We start from the raw sequence: 18429 nt of genomic DNA, 5'->3' as shown, positions 1-18429 counted from the left end.
GTCGAATTCGCTTACGGCGATATTCATTCCAGGCCCGGACTGGATGCGGGTCGGCGCGAGCTGGTGATCCTGGGCGCGCTGGCGTTGTAGCAGACGGGGAAGGCCAGGAAGGCGAGCGGGAGCGCCAAGACCTTCGAGGATCCGGACGAGGATCCGGACTGGGTGCCGGGGTCGGTGGCGACCGGCTGGGCGGTGGCCGGGGTGGCCTGGGCGAGGGCCGGGGCCAGGCCGGTCAGGCCCGCGGTGAGAGCAACGGTGGCAAGGGTTTTGGTGAATGTGCGGCGCATGCGGACCTCCATGGGGTGAGTGCGCCGAATCTACCCAGTCGGCCGATATTTTGAAATACCTCAATTTCATAGTCTTGCCGCCGGGGTGGCCGGGCGCGCCGGGTCGACACGCCGACCGACCGGCCGATCGGTTTGTGTCGCACGGAGTCGTGCGCCTGCGGCAGTTGGATGGTGCGATGAGCCGATTTCGTTCGGGGGCGGTGCTTTTCGGGGCAGTTGTTTTGACTGTTATGTCCGTTAATCTGGTCGCTCGGGCGGACGAACCACGCCGGGTTCCCGTAGGCGGCGGGACCGGACTCGCCCTGCAGTGGGGAGTCCCGGCCGGGTCGCTGTCGCTGCTGCACTTCTGCACGCTCACTGCGATCGGGTCGGACGCGTCGGGGAATCTGGTGGGGCTCACGAACGCGCACTGCGCCTACGACAGCCAGCGGCAGGGTGCCGGTGACGCCGTCTATCTGCAGTCGGCGGTCGAATACGGGCCCGCGCACGATCCCGCGCTCGGGCGGATCGGGACGGTCGACTACATCAGCGGGGGAAATCCGATCGCGCCGGGGCCGCACGGCGTGGGATTGGACTACGCCGTCATCGTGTTCGACCGCACCAAGGTGGATCCCGTTGCGACGGTGGGGGATACCACCATTCGCGGCATCGCCGACCCGCCGCCGGAAGGCACGCCCGTGTGCAAGCAGGGCACCACCAGCGGCCGGACCTGCGGGACCACGCTCACCTCGATGGGGCCCTACCTGGTGACCACGGTGCCCGAGTTCCCCGGCGACTCCGGCGCGCCGGTGGTCGTGGGCGAGACGCTGATCGGCAATCAGTGGGTGTGGGGCGGCAGTTCCTCGATGACGGCGATCCTCGACGACCTGGCCACCCGCGGCGGCGCCGGGGCCGGATTCCACCTCGATTTTTGATTTCATTCGAAAGTGTTGGCGCAGCGGTGATTTCGGGAGATCATTGGCGGCGTGTCGAGTGGTGGGGGCGCGGCGTCGGAGCGGCGGGCGGGTAATTCGCCGCGGCGGGTCTTCGCCGAGCAGTTGAGTGCGCTGTTCGACGCGGCGGGCAGGCCCACCCTGCAATCGGTGGCCGCGGCGGCCTCCAAGCGGGTGGCCGCGGCCGGGGGCAGCCCGGTCACGGTGCAGCGCATCAGCGACTGGCGGCGCGGCAGAAACGTTCCGGCCGAATTCGATTCGCTGGCCCCGGTGCTGCTCACCCTGATCGAGCGGGCCGCCGAGAAGAACGGCGACAGCACCGAACTGCTGAAACTGACCGCCTGGCGGGTGCTCTGGAAGGCCGCGCAGGAGTGGGATCCCGAATCCGAGGCGGTCTGCCCCTACCTCGGGTTGACCGCCTACAGCGCGGCGGATGCCGGTTGGTTCTTCGGCCGCACCAGGGCGACCGCGGAACTGCGAGAGCTGGTGCGCGCCACCGTGACCGGTCCGGACGCCGGTCCGATCGTGGTGATGGGCGCATCGGGCGCGGGGAAATCCTCCCTGCTGCACGCGGGCCTGATTCCCGCGCTCGCGACCGACGGCGACTGGGCGGTCGCCACCATGACCCCCGGGGTGCGGCCGCTGAAAGCCCTGGCCGAACTCCTCGACCGGGACGCCGACGGCCCGCCGGAGCGGCGCACCCTGCTGGTGGTCGACCAGTTCGAGGAGACCTTCACCCTCTGCCTGGACGAGCGCGAGCGCGAGGACTTCCTCGGCCGCCTCGCCGAACTCGCCGCCGCCCCGGAAAACGGCTGCGCCGCCGTCGTTCTCGCGGTGCGCGCCGACTTCTATCCGCAGTGCCTGGCCTATCCGGCCCTGGAGGACGCCCTCAATCGGCGCTGCTACGCGCTGGGTCCGATGCGGCTGTCGGAGCTCACCGAGGCGGTCACCGGCCCGGCCCGCGCGGCCGGTCTGAACCTGGAGCCCGGGCTGGCGGAACTGGTGGTCACCGAGCTGTGCGGGCTGGGCGGCGAACACGATCGCCGCGGCTACGATCCCGGCGGCCTGCCGCTGTTCTCGCACGTCATGGCGGCCACCTGGACGCAGCGGGCGGGCGCGCGCCTGACCGTGTCCGGGTACCGCAAATCCGGCGGGGTGTCCGGGTCCGTGGCGGCGACGGCCGAGGAAGCCTGGCAGGGTCTTTCGGCCGCCGAGCAGGACGAGGCCCGGCGGCTGCTCATGCGGCTGGTCACCGTGAGCGCGGACAGTCGCGACACCCGTCGCCGGGTCTCGCGCACCGAACTGCGGGAGGCCGCCCTCGATGCCGAGTCCGCCGACACCGCGCTCACCCGGCTCATCGACGCCCGCCTGATCACCGCCGACAGCGGCGGCGACGCCGCCCCGGAGCTGGTCTGGCTCACCCACGAGATCGTGCTGGACGCCTGGCCGCGGCTGCGCGCCTGGATCGACGAGGGCCGGGTCGAGCACCTGGTGCGCCAGCGACTGTCCGTGGACGCCACGGAATGGCTTGCCGCGCAGCGTGATCCGGCGCTGCTGTATCAGGGTGTGAAACTGGAGACGGCGACCCCGGCGGGCCGTTCGCTCGGCGGCGCGGTCGGGGAGTTCCTCACCGCCGCCCATGCGGCGCAACGCCGTTCGCGCCGCCTGGCGCTGGTCACGCGGACCGCGCTCGCTCTGCTCGGCGTCGGCGTGCTCGTGCTGGGCATCGCCGCCTACGCGCAGACGCGGCTCTCGGCGCAGGAGCACGACAATGCCACGCTCGCCGAAATCCTCGGCGAGGCCGACACCATCCGCGCGACCGACCCCTCGCTGTCCGCCCAGCTGGAACTGGTCGCGGACCGGTTGCGGCCCGGCGACCCGGACATTCGCTCGCGGTTGTTGCGCACCCAGAATCTGCCGCTCGGAACACCCCTGATCGGGCACACCAAGGGCATCAACGAGGTGTCGTATCAGCCGGGCGGGCACCTGCTCGCCTCATCGTCCGACGACGGCACGGTCCGGCTCTGGGATGTCGCCGACACCGCGCATCCCCGTGCTCTCGGCGCGCCCGTGGAGTGCGGAGCCGCCGCGACCGCAACGTCTTTCAGCCCTAACGGCACCCTGCTGGCGGTGGCCTGCGGTGGCGCGATCCGGCTGTGGGCGATGGCGGACCCGGCGCATCCGGCCGTCGTGTCCACGCTGACCACCGATGCCACCAAGCTCGTCTTCGGTCCGAACGGGCTCCTCGCGGCGGTGGGCGGCACCACCGTCACCGTCTGGAACATCGTCGATCCCGCCGCGCCGGTACGCACGGGGCAGCCCATTCAGATCCCGGATGTGGTGTCGGGCATCGCCTTTCAACCACATGGCGCGTGGCTGGCGGTCGCGGGCGGGCACACGGTGCAGGAGTGGACGCTCACCGGGAACCCGACCGCGGTGGGTACGCCGATCACGGTGCCGGGCCCCGCGATTCAGGCCGTGGCGCTCGATCCGGACGGGACCACCCTGGCCGTCGGCGGCGGCGACAGCGAGTACTTCGCCGCCGGGACCGACGACGCCACCGTGACCCTGTGGGATATCGCCGACCCGGCGCATCCGTCCCAGCACGGCAATCCACTCATCGTCGCGAGCAAGTCCGACGTGCGTGCCCTCGCCTTCGATGCCGACGGCAATACGCTGGCGGCAGCCGATCGGGACGGTGTCGGCCTGTGGACCATCGTCGATCGGGCCCGCCCGACCCGGCTGGGCGAGCCGCTGGCCGCGCCTTCGCCACCCTGCCCGATGGCCAGCGAAAGCCAGCCGTGCCGTGACAGCCCCAATTCGGTGGCCTTCGCGGCCGACGGCCGCTCGGTGGTCGTCGGCGGCGCGCTCGGCGTGCTCCGGCTGTGGTCTTTGCCGCCCGCCGTGGTCGGCGGCCGGGCCGGATGGTTCGCCAATGCCGGGGCCACCAGCAATGTCGGCACCATGGTGACGAGCGTGGTGAACGGCCGAATCGAGCTGTGGGACATCCATGATCGGCAATCGGTGCGGCTGCTGGCAGACCTGGCGCCCGGACCCGGCAAGGCCTTCAGCCCCTCGCCCTCGATCAGTGACGACGGCACTCTGACGGTCGTGTCCGCGGGCTCCGACAGCGGAATCCAATTGCTGGACCTCAGCGATCCGGCGCACATCCGGCCGCTGTCGCAGGTGCCCGGTGTCGTCGCCGGCTGGGTCGCGCAGGGCCGCAAGGCCCTGCTCACGCTCAATTCGTACTGGACCTATCAGTTGTGGGATCTGACGGATCCCGCGCATCCGGTCGCGACCACCCCGGCGGTGCGTTTCGGTTCGGGGACACTGGGTCTGGCGCGATTCGTGGTGGCGCCTGATCTGCGCCACATGGTGACGATGGCACCCGAGACCACGTCGAGCGGGGCACTGGAGTCGACGATCAAGATGTGGGACCTCGGCGCCTCGGGCGGACCCCGCGAGATAACGCGGATGACCGGTGACGCCGGGCGGCCGTTCTCCTCGCTGGCGGTCACCCCGGATTGGCATTCCATGGTCACCCTCGCCGCGAATACGCTGCGGTTCTGGGACATCTCCGATCCCGAGCACCTGCGGCCGCTCACCGATCCGGTCATCGGGCACGCCTTCAATATCCAATCGGTGGACTTCAACCGCGACGTCACCGTGATGGCCACCGCCAGTGCGGATTCCACCGTCCGACTCTGGGACGTGCGCGATCGCCGACATCCCACACCCATCGGCGGGGCCATCACCATGCCCGGCCACACCAACTGGAACCTCGGGTTCGACCCGTCCACCGATCTGCTGATCGGCGTCGGCAGCGACGTCATGAGCATCTGGGATCTGGACGAGAGCAAAGCGCGGCAACGCATCTGCACCGCCACCCGCGGCGTGCTCACCGCCGAGGTCTGGCAGGCGCATCTGCCGCGACTGGCCTACCACCCGCCGTGTTCGGAGAAGCAATGAGTCGATGTCGAAGGGCGGCAGCGTTTTTCGCCGCGCTACTGATGCTGTCCGGGATGGCCGCGACGGCCCGGGCGGACGAGCCGTCCGGTCGGGTGCCGGTGGGCGGCGGGACCGGCATAGCCCTGCCGGAGGGGCAGTCGTTCCCGGTTCCGGGCGGAACGCTGCGATTCTTCAGCTACTGCACCCTCACGGCGATCGGGTACGACGCCCTGGGGAATCTCGTCGGCCTGACCAATGCGCACTGCATGTACGAGGATGAGCGGCAGCAGGTCGGCGACGAGGTGTTCTCCTGGACCGGAGTCACCGATCAGGGCGCGGCCCACGATCCGCGCGCGCTGGGCACCGTCGAATTCGTCGGTCGCGGCAACCCGATCGTCCCCGGGCCCAATGGTCCCGGCCTCGACTACGGGATCATCGTGTTCGACAAGGCGCTCGTGCAGCCCGTGGACACGGTGGGCGAGACCACGATTCGTCGCATCGCGCCACCGCCCGCGGCGGGGACGCCGGTGTGCAAGCAGGGCTACACCAGCGGCCGGACCTGCGGAACCATGCTCACCACCGCGGGTCCGTACCTGGTCAGCACGGTCTCGGAGATTCCCGGCGACTCCGGGGCCCCGGTAGTCTCGGACGACGCGCTCGTCGGCAATTCCTGGATGTGGGGCGGCGGCAGTTCGATCACCGCGATCATCGCCGACATGGACGCTCGCGGCGGCGTCGGCGCCGGATTCCACCTCGATTTTGGTGGATAGATGCGCGTCCGCTATATTGGACGACGGTCATCGACCCGGCTTCTCGAAGTTCTCTTCTCGAGGTCACTGCCGATGATCACCCCACATCGTTCTACCGAAGACCGTTGGTTGCTGCCGTCAGGCGGCTGAAGGTCCGGCGATATTGCCGGCGACCCACGCAGGGAGAACCGAGGTCGGGAAACCCGCGAGAGATCGCGACCGTTTCTTCTGCGCCCCGGGATCGCCTTGCGACCGGGGCGTTAGCTTTGTCGCCGGCCCCTGTGGCGGAACTCGGTAGTTCACACGAGATTCCGACCATCCAGAGAGGAGGCGAAGTATGGCAAACGCTGAGAAGATCACCGCCGTCGCGGAGATCACCGAGCAGTTCAAGGAGTCGACCGCGACCGTCGTCACGGAATACCGTGGCCTGTCGGTCAGCAAGATCACCGAGCTGCGTCGTGCCCTCGGTGCGAACGCTACCTACTCCGTCGCCAAGAACACCCTGGTCAAGCGCGCTGCCGCCGAGGCGGGCGTGGAAGGCCTGGATGACTTGTTCGTCGGTCCGACCGCCATCACCTTCATCACGGGTGAGCCGGTCGAAGCCGCGAAGGCGCTGAAGGCGTTCGCCAAGGACAACAAGGCGCTCATCATCAAGGGCGGCTACATGGACGGCGCCGCGCTGTCCGTGTCCGAGGTCGAGCGCATCGCCGACCTGGAGTCGCGCGAGGTGCTGCTGGCCAAGCTGGCCGGCGCCATGAAGGGCAACCTGTCGAAGGCCGCGGGTCTGTTCGCTGCCCCCGGCAACCAGGTCGCTCGCCTGCTCGCCGCTCTGCAGGAGAAGAAGCAGACCGAGGGTGGCGCTGCCGCTCCGGCCGCCGACGCTGCTGCCGACGCCGAATAAGTCACTACCCCAAACCTATTCGTCGCTGTTCGAACAGCGACGGACCTACGAAAGGAAATATCAATGGCCAACGTTGATGAGCTGCTCGAGACCTTCGCCGGCATGACCCTGCTGGAGCTGTCCGAGTTCGTGAAGGCGTTCGAGGACAAGTTCGAGGTCACCGCTGCCGCTCCGGTCGCCGTCGCCGTCGCGGGTGCCGCCGGCGCCCCGGCCGAGGCTGCCGAGGAGCAGGACGAGTTCGACGTCATCCTCGAGGGTGCCGGCGACAAGAAGATCCAGGTCATCAAGGTCGTGCGTGAGATCGTCTCCGGCCTGGGCCTGAAGGAAGCCAAGGACCTGGTCGAGGGCGCCCCGAAGGCGATCCTGGAGAAGGTCAACAAGGAGGCCGCCGAGGCCGCCAAGGCGAAGCTCGAAGAGGCCGGCGCCAAGATCACCGTCAAGTAAGACGGCGATACTCCGGGGATAAAACCCCGAAACCCCCACGCGAGTGGGATGGGCTGGAGGCTAAGCCTCCAGACCTCCTTAGAAAAGGGCGGTTCCCATTGTGGGACCGCCCTTTTCGCGTATCTTTCTCCCTTAATACACCCGTGATCGCGACCTCGGAATGAAACTTTCTACCGACCAGTCAGGTCCCGGTGTCCGAGACGGTATATATGCGATACAGTGGCCGAACCTACTGTGACGCGCCACACCGCGCGAAATTTGTGGCACGCGGTTACATGTAGAGCGCTCGTCGGAGAAAGTGGAGGTTGGCGTGGGCGTCGAGGTCAGGACCGAAGGCATCACGAAGTCGTTCGGTTCTCAGCGTATTTGGCAGGACGTCACGCTGACGCTGCCTCCGGGGGAAGTCAGCGCTCTGCTCGGCCCGTCCGGTACCGGTAAGTCCGTCTTCCTGAAGTCGCTGATCGGTCTGCTCCGTCCGGAGAAGGGCTCGATCTACATCGACGGCACCGACATCACCACCTGCTCCAACAAGGAGCTCTACGAGATCCGCAAGCTGTTCGGCGTCCTCTTCCAGGACGGCGCGCTGTTCGGCTCCATGAATCTGTTCGACAACACGGCCTTCCCGCTGCGCGAGCACACCAAGAAGAGCGAATCCGAGATCAAGAAGATCGTCATGGAGAAGCTCGAGCTGACCGGTCTGCTCGGCGCGGAAGGCAAGCTCCCCGGTGAGATCTCCGGTGGTATGCGCAAGCGTGCCGGCCTGGCCCGCGCGCTGGTGCTGGACCCGCAGATCATCCTCGTCGACGAGCCGGACTCCGGTCTGGATCCTGTTCGCACGACCTATCTCTCGCAGCTGTTGATCGATATCAACGCGCAGATCGACGCGACGATCCTGATCGTCACGCACAACATCAACCTGGCTCGTTCGGTGCCGGACAACATCGGCATGCTCTTCCGCCGCAATCTGGTCATGTTCGGTCCCCGCGAGGTGCTGCTCACCTCGGAGGAGCCGGTGGTCAAGCAGTTCCTCAACGGCCGCATGCAGGGCCCCATCGGTATGTCCGAGGAGAAGGACGAAGCCCAGATGGCCCGCGAGCAGGCCATGTTCGACGCCGGTCACCACAGCGGTGGCGCGGAGGAGATCGAGGGCATCATCCCGCAGATGCGTGCCACGCCGGGCATGCCGATCCGTGGTGCGGTGCAACGCCGTCGCGAGCGGGTCCGCCAGATCATGCACACGCTGCCCCCGGCCGCTCAGGAAGCCATCCGAGAGTCCATGTCGGAGAACGGCGATGATCACGACACACAGGTGATGCCCGCCTACACGGGCGGGTACGACACCACGGTTCGACAGAACCTGACTAACGGGTAACATACGGCGCGTGAATCCCACCCTGACGCGACTGCGCACCCCGGTCGAGTCGGGACTTGCCCAGGCCGGCAACATTTTCGCACTGTTCCTGGACGTGCTTCGCAAGACGTTCCGGCGGCCCTTCCAGGTCCGGGAGTTCATCGAGCAATCGTGGTTCATCGCGAGCGTCTCGATCCTCCCGGCCGCCCTGGTGGCAATCCCGTTCGGCGCCGTGGTGGCCCTGCAGACCGGCTCGCTCATCAAGCAGCTGGGTGCGGAGAACTTCACCGGCGCGACCAGCGTGCTGGCGACCGTGCAGCAAGCCGCACCGGTGGTGACCGCACTGATCATCGCCGGCGCGGCCGGTTCCGCCGTCGCCGCCGATCTCGGCTCGCGCACCATCCGCGAGGAGATCGACGCCATGGAGGTGCTGGGCATCGATCCCATTCAGCGCCTGGTGGTTCCGCGCGTGCTCGGCATGATGCTGGTCGCCTTCCTGCTCAACGGCCTGGTGTCGGTGGTCGGCATCTGCGGCGGCTATTTCTTCAACGTCGGGCTGCAGGGCGGCACCCCGGGCGCGTACCTCGCGTCCTTCTCCGCCCTCGCGCAGATCCCCGACCTGGTGATCGGTGAGATCAAGGCGCTGATCTTCGGCGTGGTGGCGGGCGTGATCGCCGCATACAAGGGCCTGCATCCGAAGGGGGGACCGAAAGGAGTGGGTGACGCGGTGAACCAGTCCGTGGTGATCACGTTCCTCGTGCTGTTCTTCCTCAATCTGGTTCTGACCCTGATCTATCTTCAGGTCGTCCCCGCAAAGGGCGCGTGACCCATGGTCGTTTCTCAGCGTTCCACCGTCTTCTCCCGGTCGGCGCGCCGGGTGAAGCCTGTGCTCGAGGCCCCGGTGAACCTGGTCGACAAGGCCGGGGATCAGATGTCGTTCTACTCCAGGGCGATCGGGGCCATCCCCAAGACGATCGTGCACTTCCGCAAGGAGGTCATGCGGCTGCTGGCCGAGGTGACCTTCGGCTCGGGTGCGCTCGCCGTCATCGGCGGCACCATCGGCGTCATCGTGTTCATGTCGGCGTCGGTGGGTGTGGTCGTCGGCCTGCAGGGCTTCAAAGCCCTTGACGCCCTTGGCTCCGGAGTCCTCACCGGCTTCCTGACCGGGTACATCAATACTCGCGAGCTCGCGCCCTTGGTTGCGGCGCTGGCGCTTTCGGCGACGGTCGGCTGTGGTTTCACCGCGCAGTTGGGCGCCATGCGGATCTCCGAGGAGATCGACGCGCTCGAGGTGATGGCGGTGCCGTCGGTGCCGTTCCTGGTGACCACGCGCGCCATCGCGGGCTTCCTCGCGGTGATTCCGCTGTACGTGGTCGGCCTGCTGGGCACCTATGTGGCGTCGCGGCTGATCAGCATCTACTTCAACGGGCAGTCGAGTGGTTCCTATGACCACTACTTCAGCCTGTTCCTGCCACCGGAAGACGTGCTCTATTCGTTCGTGAAGGTGCTCGTCTTCGCGTTCGTCATCATCCTGGTGCACTGCTACTACGGCTACAACGCCTCCGGCGGTCCCGCGGGCGTCGGCGTGGCCGTGGGTCGCGCGGTGCGCGCCGCGATCGTGCTGATCAACGTGCTGGACTTCTTCCTGTCCCTGGCGATCTGGGGCACGACCACGACGGTGCGGGTGGCCGGATGAGCAACCCGAAGAACGTCGAGTTGTGGCGCTCCACCGAGAAGCTGCGCAAGCGCACCCTCGGCGTGCTGTTCTTCCTGGTGGTGGCGCTGTTCCTGTGGACCACCATCGCCATCTACAACAAGACCTTCACCGACGTGGTGCGGGTCAATCTGATCACCGACACCGTCGGAAACGCCTTGACCCGCAACGCGGATGTGAAGGTCCGCGGCGTGACGGTCGGCGAGATGCGGTCGAGCAAGTACGACGGCAAGAACGTCACCCTCGATCTGGCCATCGACCCGGACAAGGCGGGCAAGATCCCGGCCAATGTGACCGCGCGACTGCTGCCCAAGACGCTGTTCGGCGAGCGCTACATCGACCTGGTGTGGCCGGACAACCCGCAGGGGCACCTCACCGCGGGCGTCACCCTCAAGCAGGACACCACCGGCAACGCCGTCGAGGTGAGCCAGCTGCTCGACCACATTCTGCCGCTGCTGCAGGCGATTCCGCCGCAGTACCTGTCCTCCACGCTGGGCGCGCTGTCCAACGCGCTACAGGGTCAGGGTGAGGAACTCGGCAAGACCGTCGACCGGCTCGACGACATCATCACCCAGGTCAACGGTGAGATGCCGACGCTGCAGCAGGATCTCAAGAGCCTGGCGGATGTCGCCACGACTTACTCCGATGCCGCCCCGCAGCTGGTGAACGCGCTGGACAACCTGCGCACCACCAACGCGACCATCGTGCAGAAGCGTTCGCAGATCGACACGCTGCTCGCGACGCTCACCCCGAGCGCCTCGACCACCGCCGACTTCCTGGTGGCCAACCGCGACAACATCATCGACGTGGCCGCCGACTCGCGACCCGCGCTCGAGGCGCTGGCCAAGTACTCGCCCAGCTACGCCTGCGCGCTGGCCGGTTTCGCGGAGCTCAAGCCGCGCATCGACCAGATCTTCGGCAAGGGCACCGACCTGCCGGGTTCGCGAGTGACCGTGCAGATCATCAATCCGCGCGGCCGCTACATCCCCAACCAGGACGAGCCGCGCTGGTTCGATACGCGTCCGCCGCTGTGCGTCCCGATGTACCCGCCCGGCACCGACCCGGGCCAGTACACCGACGGTTCCGCGAACGACGGCTCCTACCAGGTGCCCAGCCGCAACCCGGGCGACCAGAACATCGGCAAGATGGCGGAGCCGCAGTACAAGGTGTACGGGCCGCAGGCCCCCAGCACCGCGTATTCGCCGCAGGAGGCCCAGGCGCTGGGCGCGATCTACGGTGCGGCCCACGGTGTCTCGCCGGAAGAGGTGCCCACCTGGGTGACCAAGATCGCCGCCCCGGCGTTCCGCGGCAGTGAGGTGAGCGTCAAGTGAAGGATCTGTTGCGCGGCCTCGGGCCGACGCTGACCAAACTGATCGCCTTCATTCTCGTCACGGTCTTCCTGACGGGCGTGCTGGCGTTGACCATCGCCAACTACGGTGGCGGCGGCACCAAGTTCAATGCCCGCTTCACCGACGTGACGTCGCTGAACAAGGGCGACGAGGTGCGCATCGCGGGTGTTCGCGTGGGCAAGGTGACCGGCGTGTCCATCGTGGACAAGCGCCTGGCCAATGTGGAATTCGAACTGAGCGACCGGGATTGGCTGCCCGCCTCCACCACCGCGACCATCAAGTACCGCAACCTGGTGGGCCAGCGCTACATCGCGCTGGAGCAGGGCGCCGGGCAGCAGGGCCGCAAGATGAACAAGGGCTCGACGATTCCGCTGGAGCGCACCAAGCCCGCGGTCAATCTGACCGAGCTGTTCAACGGCTTCCGGCCGCTGTTCCAGACGCTGACGCCCGAGGACGTGAACAAGCTGTCCTCGGAGATCATCCAGGTCTTCCAGGGTGAATCCGGCACCATCCGGGATCTGGTCGCCACCACGGCCTCGCTCACCAACAAGGTGGCCGACAAGGACGCGGTGATCGGCTCACTGATCAAGAACCTGAATGCCGTTCTGGACAGCATCAATTCGCGCGGCGACCAGCTCGACCAGCTGATCGTGAACACCGAGGCGCTGGTCACCGGGCTCAACGCCGACCGCGGCACCATCGGTTCCGCGATCACCTCGCTGGGCAATCTGGCCTCGGCCACCGGCGACCTGCTGGTCCCGGTCCGGCCGAACCTGCAGGGCGCGATCGCGGGCCTCAACCAGTTGACCGGCACGCTCAACGACCGCAAGGACGAGGTCGACGAGGGCCTGACCAACCTGCCGATCAAGATGGAGAAGCTCGGCCGCGCCGCTTCCTACGGCTCCTGGTTCCAGTTCTACCTGTGCGGCATCGACATCGTCGCCGGGCCGGGCACGAAGGACGCGCCGCAGCTGAATCTGCCGCCCGCACTGCAGAACATGCCGACGGTGAATCAGCCGATCTACACGAATCCGGCCCCGCGCTGCCATGGGAAGGGAGGCCGCTGATGGACGATCGCGCCGTACTCGGCAAGCGCAGTCCGGCATTCATGGGCGGGCTCGGCCTGCTCATGGTGCTGCTGGTGACCATGTCCGCGTTCAGCCTCGACAAGCTGCCGCTGCTGTCGGCCGGTACCAAGTACACCGCCGAGTTCTCCGAGGCCGCGGGCCTGAAGAAGGGCAACGAGGTCCGCATCGCCGGTGTGAAGGTGGGCGCGGTCTCCGACGTCCGCCTCGACGGCGACAAGGTGCTCGTCGACTTCCGCACCCAGGACGCCTGGGTCGGCAACGAGACCACCGCCTCGATCCAGATCAAGACGCTGCTCGGGCAGAAGTACCTGGCGCTCGACCCCAAGGGCACCAAGATCCTCAACCCGTCCGACCGGATCCCGCTCTCGCGCACCGTGTCTCCCTACGACGTGGTCGACGCCTTCAGCGACGCCGCCAAGAACATCGAGGACACCAACACCGATCAGCTCGCGCAGAGCTTCCGGGTGCTCTCGGACGCCTTCTCGGCGACCCCGCCGGAACTGCGCGGCTCCATCGACGGCGTGGCCCGGCTCTCGGAGTCGCTGGCCAAGCGCGACGATCAGCTGCGGCAGCTGTTCGCGGCCACCAAGACCACCTCCAAGGTGCTGGCGGACCGCAATCAGGAATTCGAGCGGCTCATCGCCAACGGCGGCCAGTTGCTCGCCGAGCTGAATGTGCGCCAGCAGGCCATCCATCAGCTGCTCACCGGCGCGAAAACCGTTGCGACGGAACTGACCGCGCTGGTCAAGGACAACGAGGAGCAGATCGGCCCGGCGCTGACCAACCTCAACAAGACCATCGACATCCTCAACAACCACCAGGCCGACATCTCCAAGACGTTGGCCTTGGCCGCGCCCTTCTACGGGCTCTACTCCAACGTGCTGGGCACCGGCCGCTGGTTCGACGCGGTCATCACCAACCTGATTCCGCCCGCCCTGCCGGATATTCCGGGCAACCGGGATCCGATCCGAAAGCTGGGAGGTTAGTCCGTGACGAATCCGCTGACCGCCCTGCGCGGTTCGAGCACCAAGAGCAAAGTCATCGCCGCGGTGGCCGTCTTGGCCGTCGTGCTCGCCGGCGTGGCCTGGTGGGGCTTCCAGAAGCTCAACACCACCACCATCACCGCGTCCTTCGACAAGTCCATCGGCATCTACGAGGGCTCGGACGTCCGCATCCTGGGAGTCCCGGTCGGCCATGTCACGAAGGTGACGCCCAAGGGCGACATCGTCGAGGTGGTGATGGAGGTGGACCGCAAGTACGACGTCCCCGCCGACGCCAAGGCCGCCCAGATCACCCCGTCGGTGGTGTCGGACCGGTACATCCAGCTCGCGCCCGCCTACAAGGGCGGACCGAAGATGGGCCGCAACGCGACAATCCCCAAGGACCGCACCGCGACTCCCGTCGAGGTGGATCGGCTCTACAAGAGCATCACCGAACTGTCCAACGCCCTCGGCCCGGACGGTGCGAACAAGCCCGGCGCGAACGGCGAAGGCGCACTGAACCAGTTGGTGCGCACCGGCGCGGAGAACCTCTCCGGCAACGGTGAGGCGCTCGGCAACAGCTTCACCCAGCTGTCCAAGGCCGCGCACGCGCTCTCGGATTCGCGCACCGACATCTTCGACACGGTCAAGAACCTGCAGACCTTCGTGCAGATGCTGGCCGACAACGACTCCCAGGTGCGGACCTTCAACACCCAGCTGGCCTCGCTGGCCGGGTTCCTGTCCGACGAGCGCCAGACCCTCGGCGACGCGCTGAGCCTGCTGTCGGTCGCGCTCGGCGACGTGGCCCGGTTCATCGACAACAACCGGGATCTGGTGCAGTCCAACGCGGATGCGCTGACCAAGCTCACCCAGACCCTCGCCGATCAGCGCGACGATCTGGCCAAGGCGCTGCCGCTCATCCCGACCGCGCTGAGCAACCTGATCAACGTGCACGACGCCGAGACCGGCACGCTCGCCATGCGCACCAACTTCACCGACATGCAGGACCCGTTCGGTGTCGTGTGCAAGATGCTGGACCTGGGCAAGCTGCGTCCCGGCGACCCCAAGTTCGACGCCATCTCCCGGCAGCTCGGGCCGATCCTGAACAACTGCAAGGCGATCACCGATCAGATCACCGCGGGTGTGAAGACGCCGTCGCTGATCCTGCCGTTCGGCATCCTCAGCGGCGAGAACGAGCAGCACAACACGGTGCCCGGCACCGTCCCCGGCAATCCGTCCGACCAGCTGCCGCCGTCGCAGCAGGAAGGTGGGCAGCGATGAGCGCCAACCGGATTCGCGGAGGCCGGATCAGGCGGGCCGCCCTGGCCGCCACCTCGCTGGGCGCGGTCACCCTGGTGGTCGCGGGCTGCGGCGCGAACAGCATTCCGCTGCCCGGCGGCCCGAACGTGGGCAAGCACCCGCTGCACCTCGACATCCGCTTCGCCGACGTGCTGGACCTGGTCCCGCAGTCCTCGGTGAAGGTCGACGGTGTGGCCGTGGGCCGGGTCGACAAGATCCGCATCGCGCCCGACAACGCCTGGGAAGCCAGCGTGCAGGTGCTGGTCAACGATGACGTGAAGCTGCCCGCCAATGCCCACGCCGAGGTCAAGCAGACCAACCTGCTCGGTGAGAAGTACATCGAATTGACCGCTCCCGCAAAGGATCCCGACTCCGCGCCGCTGAAGGACGGAGCCAAGATCCCGGTCGAGAACACCCAGACCGCGACCGAGGTCGAGCAGGTGCTGGGCGCGCTCTCGCTGCTGCTCAACGGTGGTGGCGTGGCGCAGTTGCAGCCGATCGTGGTGGAGCTCAACAAGACCCTCGGCGGTCGTGAGGGCAAGGTCCGCGATCTGCTGGACCAGGCCAACACCCTGATCAAGGGTCTCGACGACCAGGTCGACAACATCACCCGCGCGCTCGACAGCCTCGACACGCTCTCGAGCCGGGTGGCGCAGCAGACCACCCAGATCTCGAAGGTCCTCGACGAGCTGCCCGCGGGCATCAAGATCCTCAATGAGCAACGGCCGCAACTCATTCAGCTGCTCACCCAGCTGGATCGGGTGGGGCAGGCCGGATTCGACGTGTTGAATCACTCGAAGGACAACCTGATCACCGACCTGTCCTCGCTGCGGCCCACGCTGCAGGCGCTGGGCGCGTCGTCCAACGATCTGGTGTCGGCGTTCCCGCTGCTGCCGACGTACCCGTTCCCGGACGAGGCGATCAAGTCCACCTTCGGCGGTCAGGTCAACACCTGGCTCTCGGTGGACCTGCAGATCGGCACGCTGCTGTCGAATCTCGGTGTCGGCAAACAGGATCCGCAGTACCTGCCGCCCACGGGCCGCCCGGTCTACGTGGATCCGACCAACCCGTACTACAACGGCAACGGGCCGCGCGGCGGCTGGCCGACCATCTCCCTACTGCCGCTGCCGAACACCGTGGCGCGGCCGACCGGGGCCACCGGACCGACCGATCCGCTCGGATCGATCCTCGAGCAGCTGGGAGTGGGTGGTCCGCGATGACACGCCTGGTACGTAATCAGTTGATCGCCTTCGCGCTGATCGCCGTGCTGGGCGTGGTGTTCGTCGGCGCCAAATACGTTCGCCTGGACAACATGCTGGGCTTCGGGCTCTACAAGGTGAAGGTCGAGGCCAAGGAGACCGGCAACCTGTCCAAGGGCGCGGAGGTCACCTACCGCGGCGTCCCCGTGGGCCGGGTCGGCGACCTCGACGTCACCCCCGACGGCGTGCTCATCACCCTGGAGATGAACTCCGGCAAGCCCAAGGTCCCCGCCAACGCGGTGGCCGCCATCGCCGACCGCTCCGCCATCGGCGAGCAGTACGTCGACCTGATGCCGACCAGCGACACCTCGCCCTACCTGCACGACGGGTCGGTCATCAAGGGCGCGACCACGCCCATTCACGTCGAGGACCTGCTCTCCAGCGTCGACAGCTTCGCCGGCACCACCGATCTGAAGGCGTTGTCCACCACCATCACCGAGCTGGGCAAGGCGTTCGACGGCCGCGGCGACGACCTCAAGATCCTGGTCGACTCGCTCAACAAGTTCACCGCCACCGCCAGTGGCGACAACCTGCAGCAGACCCTCGCACTGATCCGCTCCGCCCGTACCGCGCTCGGCACCCAGGCCGAGCAGTCCCCGGCGATCCTGCAGTTCAGCGACGGCCTCGACAAGCTCACCGCGCAGCTCAAGTCCAACGACCCGGACATCCGCCGCCTCATCGGCACCGGCACCGACGCGGGCTCCGCGATCCAGCGCCTGCTGCAGGAGAGCGGCCCGGCCCTCACCACGGACCTCGGCAACCTGCGCACCCTGCTGCTGGCCATCTCGCCCAAGTTCTACGCGCTCGGACCGGTACTGGCCATGCTGCCGCTGCTGCCGCTCGGTGGCTCCTCCACCGCGCCCGGCGACGGCACCACCCACTTCGGCCTGGTGCTCGAGACCAACAACCCGCCCGCCTGCACCGTCGGATACGAAGGCACGCAACGGATTCTGGACCAGATGAAGGCCCAGAACCCCAACTTCGACGACAGCCGCGACGACTTCCCGTTCAACACCCAGGCGGCCTGCACGGTCCCGCAGGGTAGCGAGACCGCCGTCCGCGGCGCCGGGCGCGCCGAACTGGCCGACCCCAGCGTCCCGCAGCCGTGGGACGACAAGCCCAAGTACGACCCGGACAAGCTCAACCTGAACCCGGTCGCGACCCAGCTGGCGGGCCTGATGGGCGTCACCGTCAAGCACTGACCGCTGACGGTGACGGAAGTCCCAGCCAGGGCGCGAAGAGAGGAAAGTATGGTGGCGGCGTGAGCCAGCAAAAGGACAGCGATTCGGGGGAGAACCTCGAGAAGCCGACAAGCGAGTCGGTTCCCGAAACAACCCCGGAAGTGTCCTGGGCCGACGTCGCGACCAGCGAATCCTTCCAGCAGGCGGGCGCTGAGGAGGTTTCGGAGGAGACCGAGACCGCCGTAACCGAAACCGCCACAGTCGAATCCGCCGAACCCACGGTGGTGCTGGACAAGCCCGCCACGCCCGTGGACGCGCCGCCTCCGGCCGAGCCTGCCTCGGATTTCGCGCCTGGCTCGGACATGCGGCGTTTCGCGCTGGTCGGTTCCGTCGTGCTGCTGGCGGCCTCCGTGGTCGCCGCGGCGGTGGTCGGCTTCCTCTGGTTCGGCGACCACAAGGACGACTCCCGCGCGAACGCCCGCGACGCCGCCCTGACCGACGCCCGGCAGGCCGCGGTCAACCTCATGTCGATCAACCCGGACGATATCGACGGATCGCTGGCAAATATCCGGTCATCCATGACCGGGGACCTGCTCAAGCAGCAGGAGGACGGGCAGGATCAGCTCAAGCAGACCGCCCAGGACTCCAAGACCCGCATCACCGCCGACGTCGAGGGCCTCACGCTCACCTCGCTCAACAGCGAGCTCGACCACGCCTCCGCCTTCGCGGTGCTGAAGATCACCCGCAGCTGGCCCGGCGGCCAGCCCGCCACCTTCCGCCAGCTGTGGACCCTCGACATGGTCAAGCAGGGCAACACCTGGAAGGCCGAGAAGGCGCAGAACCTGGGCGAACCGGTACCGCTCGGCTCGGCCGCGCAGGACGCTCAGCAGCCGACCTCGACCCCGCAGCCGACTTCGACCCCCAAACCGGGCAACTAGGAGGGA

General features: G+C 67.5%; 16 protein-coding genes. 15 read left to right on the top strand and 1 reads right to left on the bottom strand.

All coding sequences use genetic code 11. The features are described from left to right. Nucleotides 1-23 precede the first annotated feature (23 nt). On the bottom strand, nt 24-287 hold the full coding sequence (locus ACWELQ_RS01115) for a hypothetical protein (RefSeq protein ID WP_452394988.1): 264 nt from the start codon (nt 285-287) through the stop codon (nt 24-26). 230 nt (nt 288-517) lie between these two features. Here ACWELQ_RS01115 and ACWELQ_RS01110 point away from each other — a divergent pair, with 230 nt between their 5' ends. The 15 genes from ACWELQ_RS01110 (at nt 518) to ACWELQ_RS01040 (ending at nt 18423) form a co-directional block, all read left to right on the top strand. Continuing rightward, nucleotides 518-1201 carry a hypothetical protein gene (locus ACWELQ_RS01110; RefSeq protein WP_452394987.1) on the top strand — a complete coding sequence of 228 codons (684 nt, stop codon included), beginning with the start codon at nt 518-520 and terminating at the stop codon, nt 1199-1201. Nucleotides 1202-1252: 51 nt separating this feature from the next. After that, complete coding sequence (locus tag ACWELQ_RS01105) at nt 1253-5191, top strand: nSTAND1 domain-containing NTPase (RefSeq protein WP_452394986.1); 3939 nt, start codon at nt 1253-1255, stop codon at nt 5189-5191. A gap of 53 nt (nt 5192-5244) precedes the next feature. After that, nucleotides 5245-5940, top strand: coding sequence for a hypothetical protein (locus ACWELQ_RS01100; RefSeq protein ID WP_452394985.1), 696 nt, complete (start codon nt 5245-5247; stop codon nt 5938-5940). A gap of 316 nt (nt 5941-6256) precedes the next feature. After that, nucleotides 6257-6820: a 50S ribosomal protein L10 gene (gene rplJ, locus ACWELQ_RS01095; protein ID WP_452394984.1), complete on the top strand. Its 564-nt coding sequence runs from the start codon at nt 6257-6259 to the stop codon at nt 6818-6820. Between the two features lie 63 nt (nt 6821-6883). Next, entirely contained in the window at nt 6884-7264 is a 381-nt protein-coding gene (gene rplL / locus ACWELQ_RS01090; RefSeq protein WP_452394983.1) for a 50S ribosomal protein L7/L12, read from the top strand. Between the two features lie 310 nt (nt 7265-7574). After that, nucleotides 7575-8636: an ABC transporter ATP-binding protein gene (locus ACWELQ_RS01085; RefSeq protein WP_452394982.1), complete on the top strand. Its 1062-nt coding sequence runs from the start codon at nt 7575-7577 to the stop codon at nt 8634-8636. A 10-nt stretch (nt 8637-8646) separates the two neighbouring features. After that, nucleotides 8647-9441, top strand: coding sequence for an MlaE family ABC transporter permease (locus ACWELQ_RS01080; RefSeq protein WP_379360272.1), 795 nt, complete (start codon nt 8647-8649; stop codon nt 9439-9441). A gap of 3 nt (nt 9442-9444) precedes the next feature. Then, nucleotides 9445-10311: an MlaE family ABC transporter permease gene (locus ACWELQ_RS01075; protein ID WP_452394981.1), complete on the top strand. Its 867-nt coding sequence runs from the start codon at nt 9445-9447 to the stop codon at nt 10309-10311. Continuing rightward, the gene (locus ACWELQ_RS01070) at nt 10308-11660 is read left to right on the top strand and encodes an MCE family protein (protein ID WP_452394980.1); all 1353 of its coding nucleotides are present in this window, start codon (nt 10308-10310) and stop codon (nt 11658-11660) included. Before ACWELQ_RS01075 ends, ACWELQ_RS01070 begins: the two co-directional genes overlap by 4 nt. Nucleotides 11661-11668: 8 nt before the next feature. Beyond that, a complete protein-coding gene (locus ACWELQ_RS01065) occupies nt 11669-12745 on the top strand; it encodes an MCE family protein (protein WP_452394991.1) in 1077 nt (358 codons plus the stop codon). Then, nucleotides 12745-13752 (top strand): MCE family protein, encoded by a 1008-nt coding sequence (locus ACWELQ_RS01060; RefSeq protein WP_452394979.1) that lies wholly within the window; start codon nt 12745-12747, stop codon nt 13750-13752. Before ACWELQ_RS01065 ends, ACWELQ_RS01060 begins: the two co-directional genes overlap by 1 nt. Nucleotides 13753-13755: 3 nt before the next feature. Beyond that, complete coding sequence (locus ACWELQ_RS01055) at nt 13756-15027, top strand: MCE family protein (RefSeq protein WP_452394978.1); 1272 nt, start codon at nt 13756-13758, stop codon at nt 15025-15027. Next, nucleotides 15024-16265, top strand: coding sequence for an MCE family protein (locus tag ACWELQ_RS01050; RefSeq protein ID WP_452394977.1), 1242 nt, complete (start codon nt 15024-15026; stop codon nt 16263-16265). Before ACWELQ_RS01055 ends, ACWELQ_RS01050 begins: the two co-directional genes overlap by 4 nt. Then, entirely contained in the window at nt 16262-17506 is a 1245-nt protein-coding gene (locus ACWELQ_RS01045; RefSeq protein ID WP_452394976.1) for an MCE family protein, read from the top strand. The genes ACWELQ_RS01050 and ACWELQ_RS01045 overlap by 4 nt, the downstream gene beginning before the upstream one ends. Nucleotides 17507-17565: 59 nt before the next feature. Further along, the gene (locus tag ACWELQ_RS01040; RefSeq protein ID WP_452394975.1) at nt 17566-18423 is read left to right on the top strand and encodes a hypothetical protein; all 858 of its coding nucleotides are present in this window, start codon (nt 17566-17568) and stop codon (nt 18421-18423) included. Nucleotides 18424-18429: the final 6 nt, after the last annotated feature.

It is taken from the genome of Nocardia sp. NPDC004722 (assembly GCF_053601505.1).
This window is presented reverse-complemented; position numbering and strand designations above follow the sequence as displayed.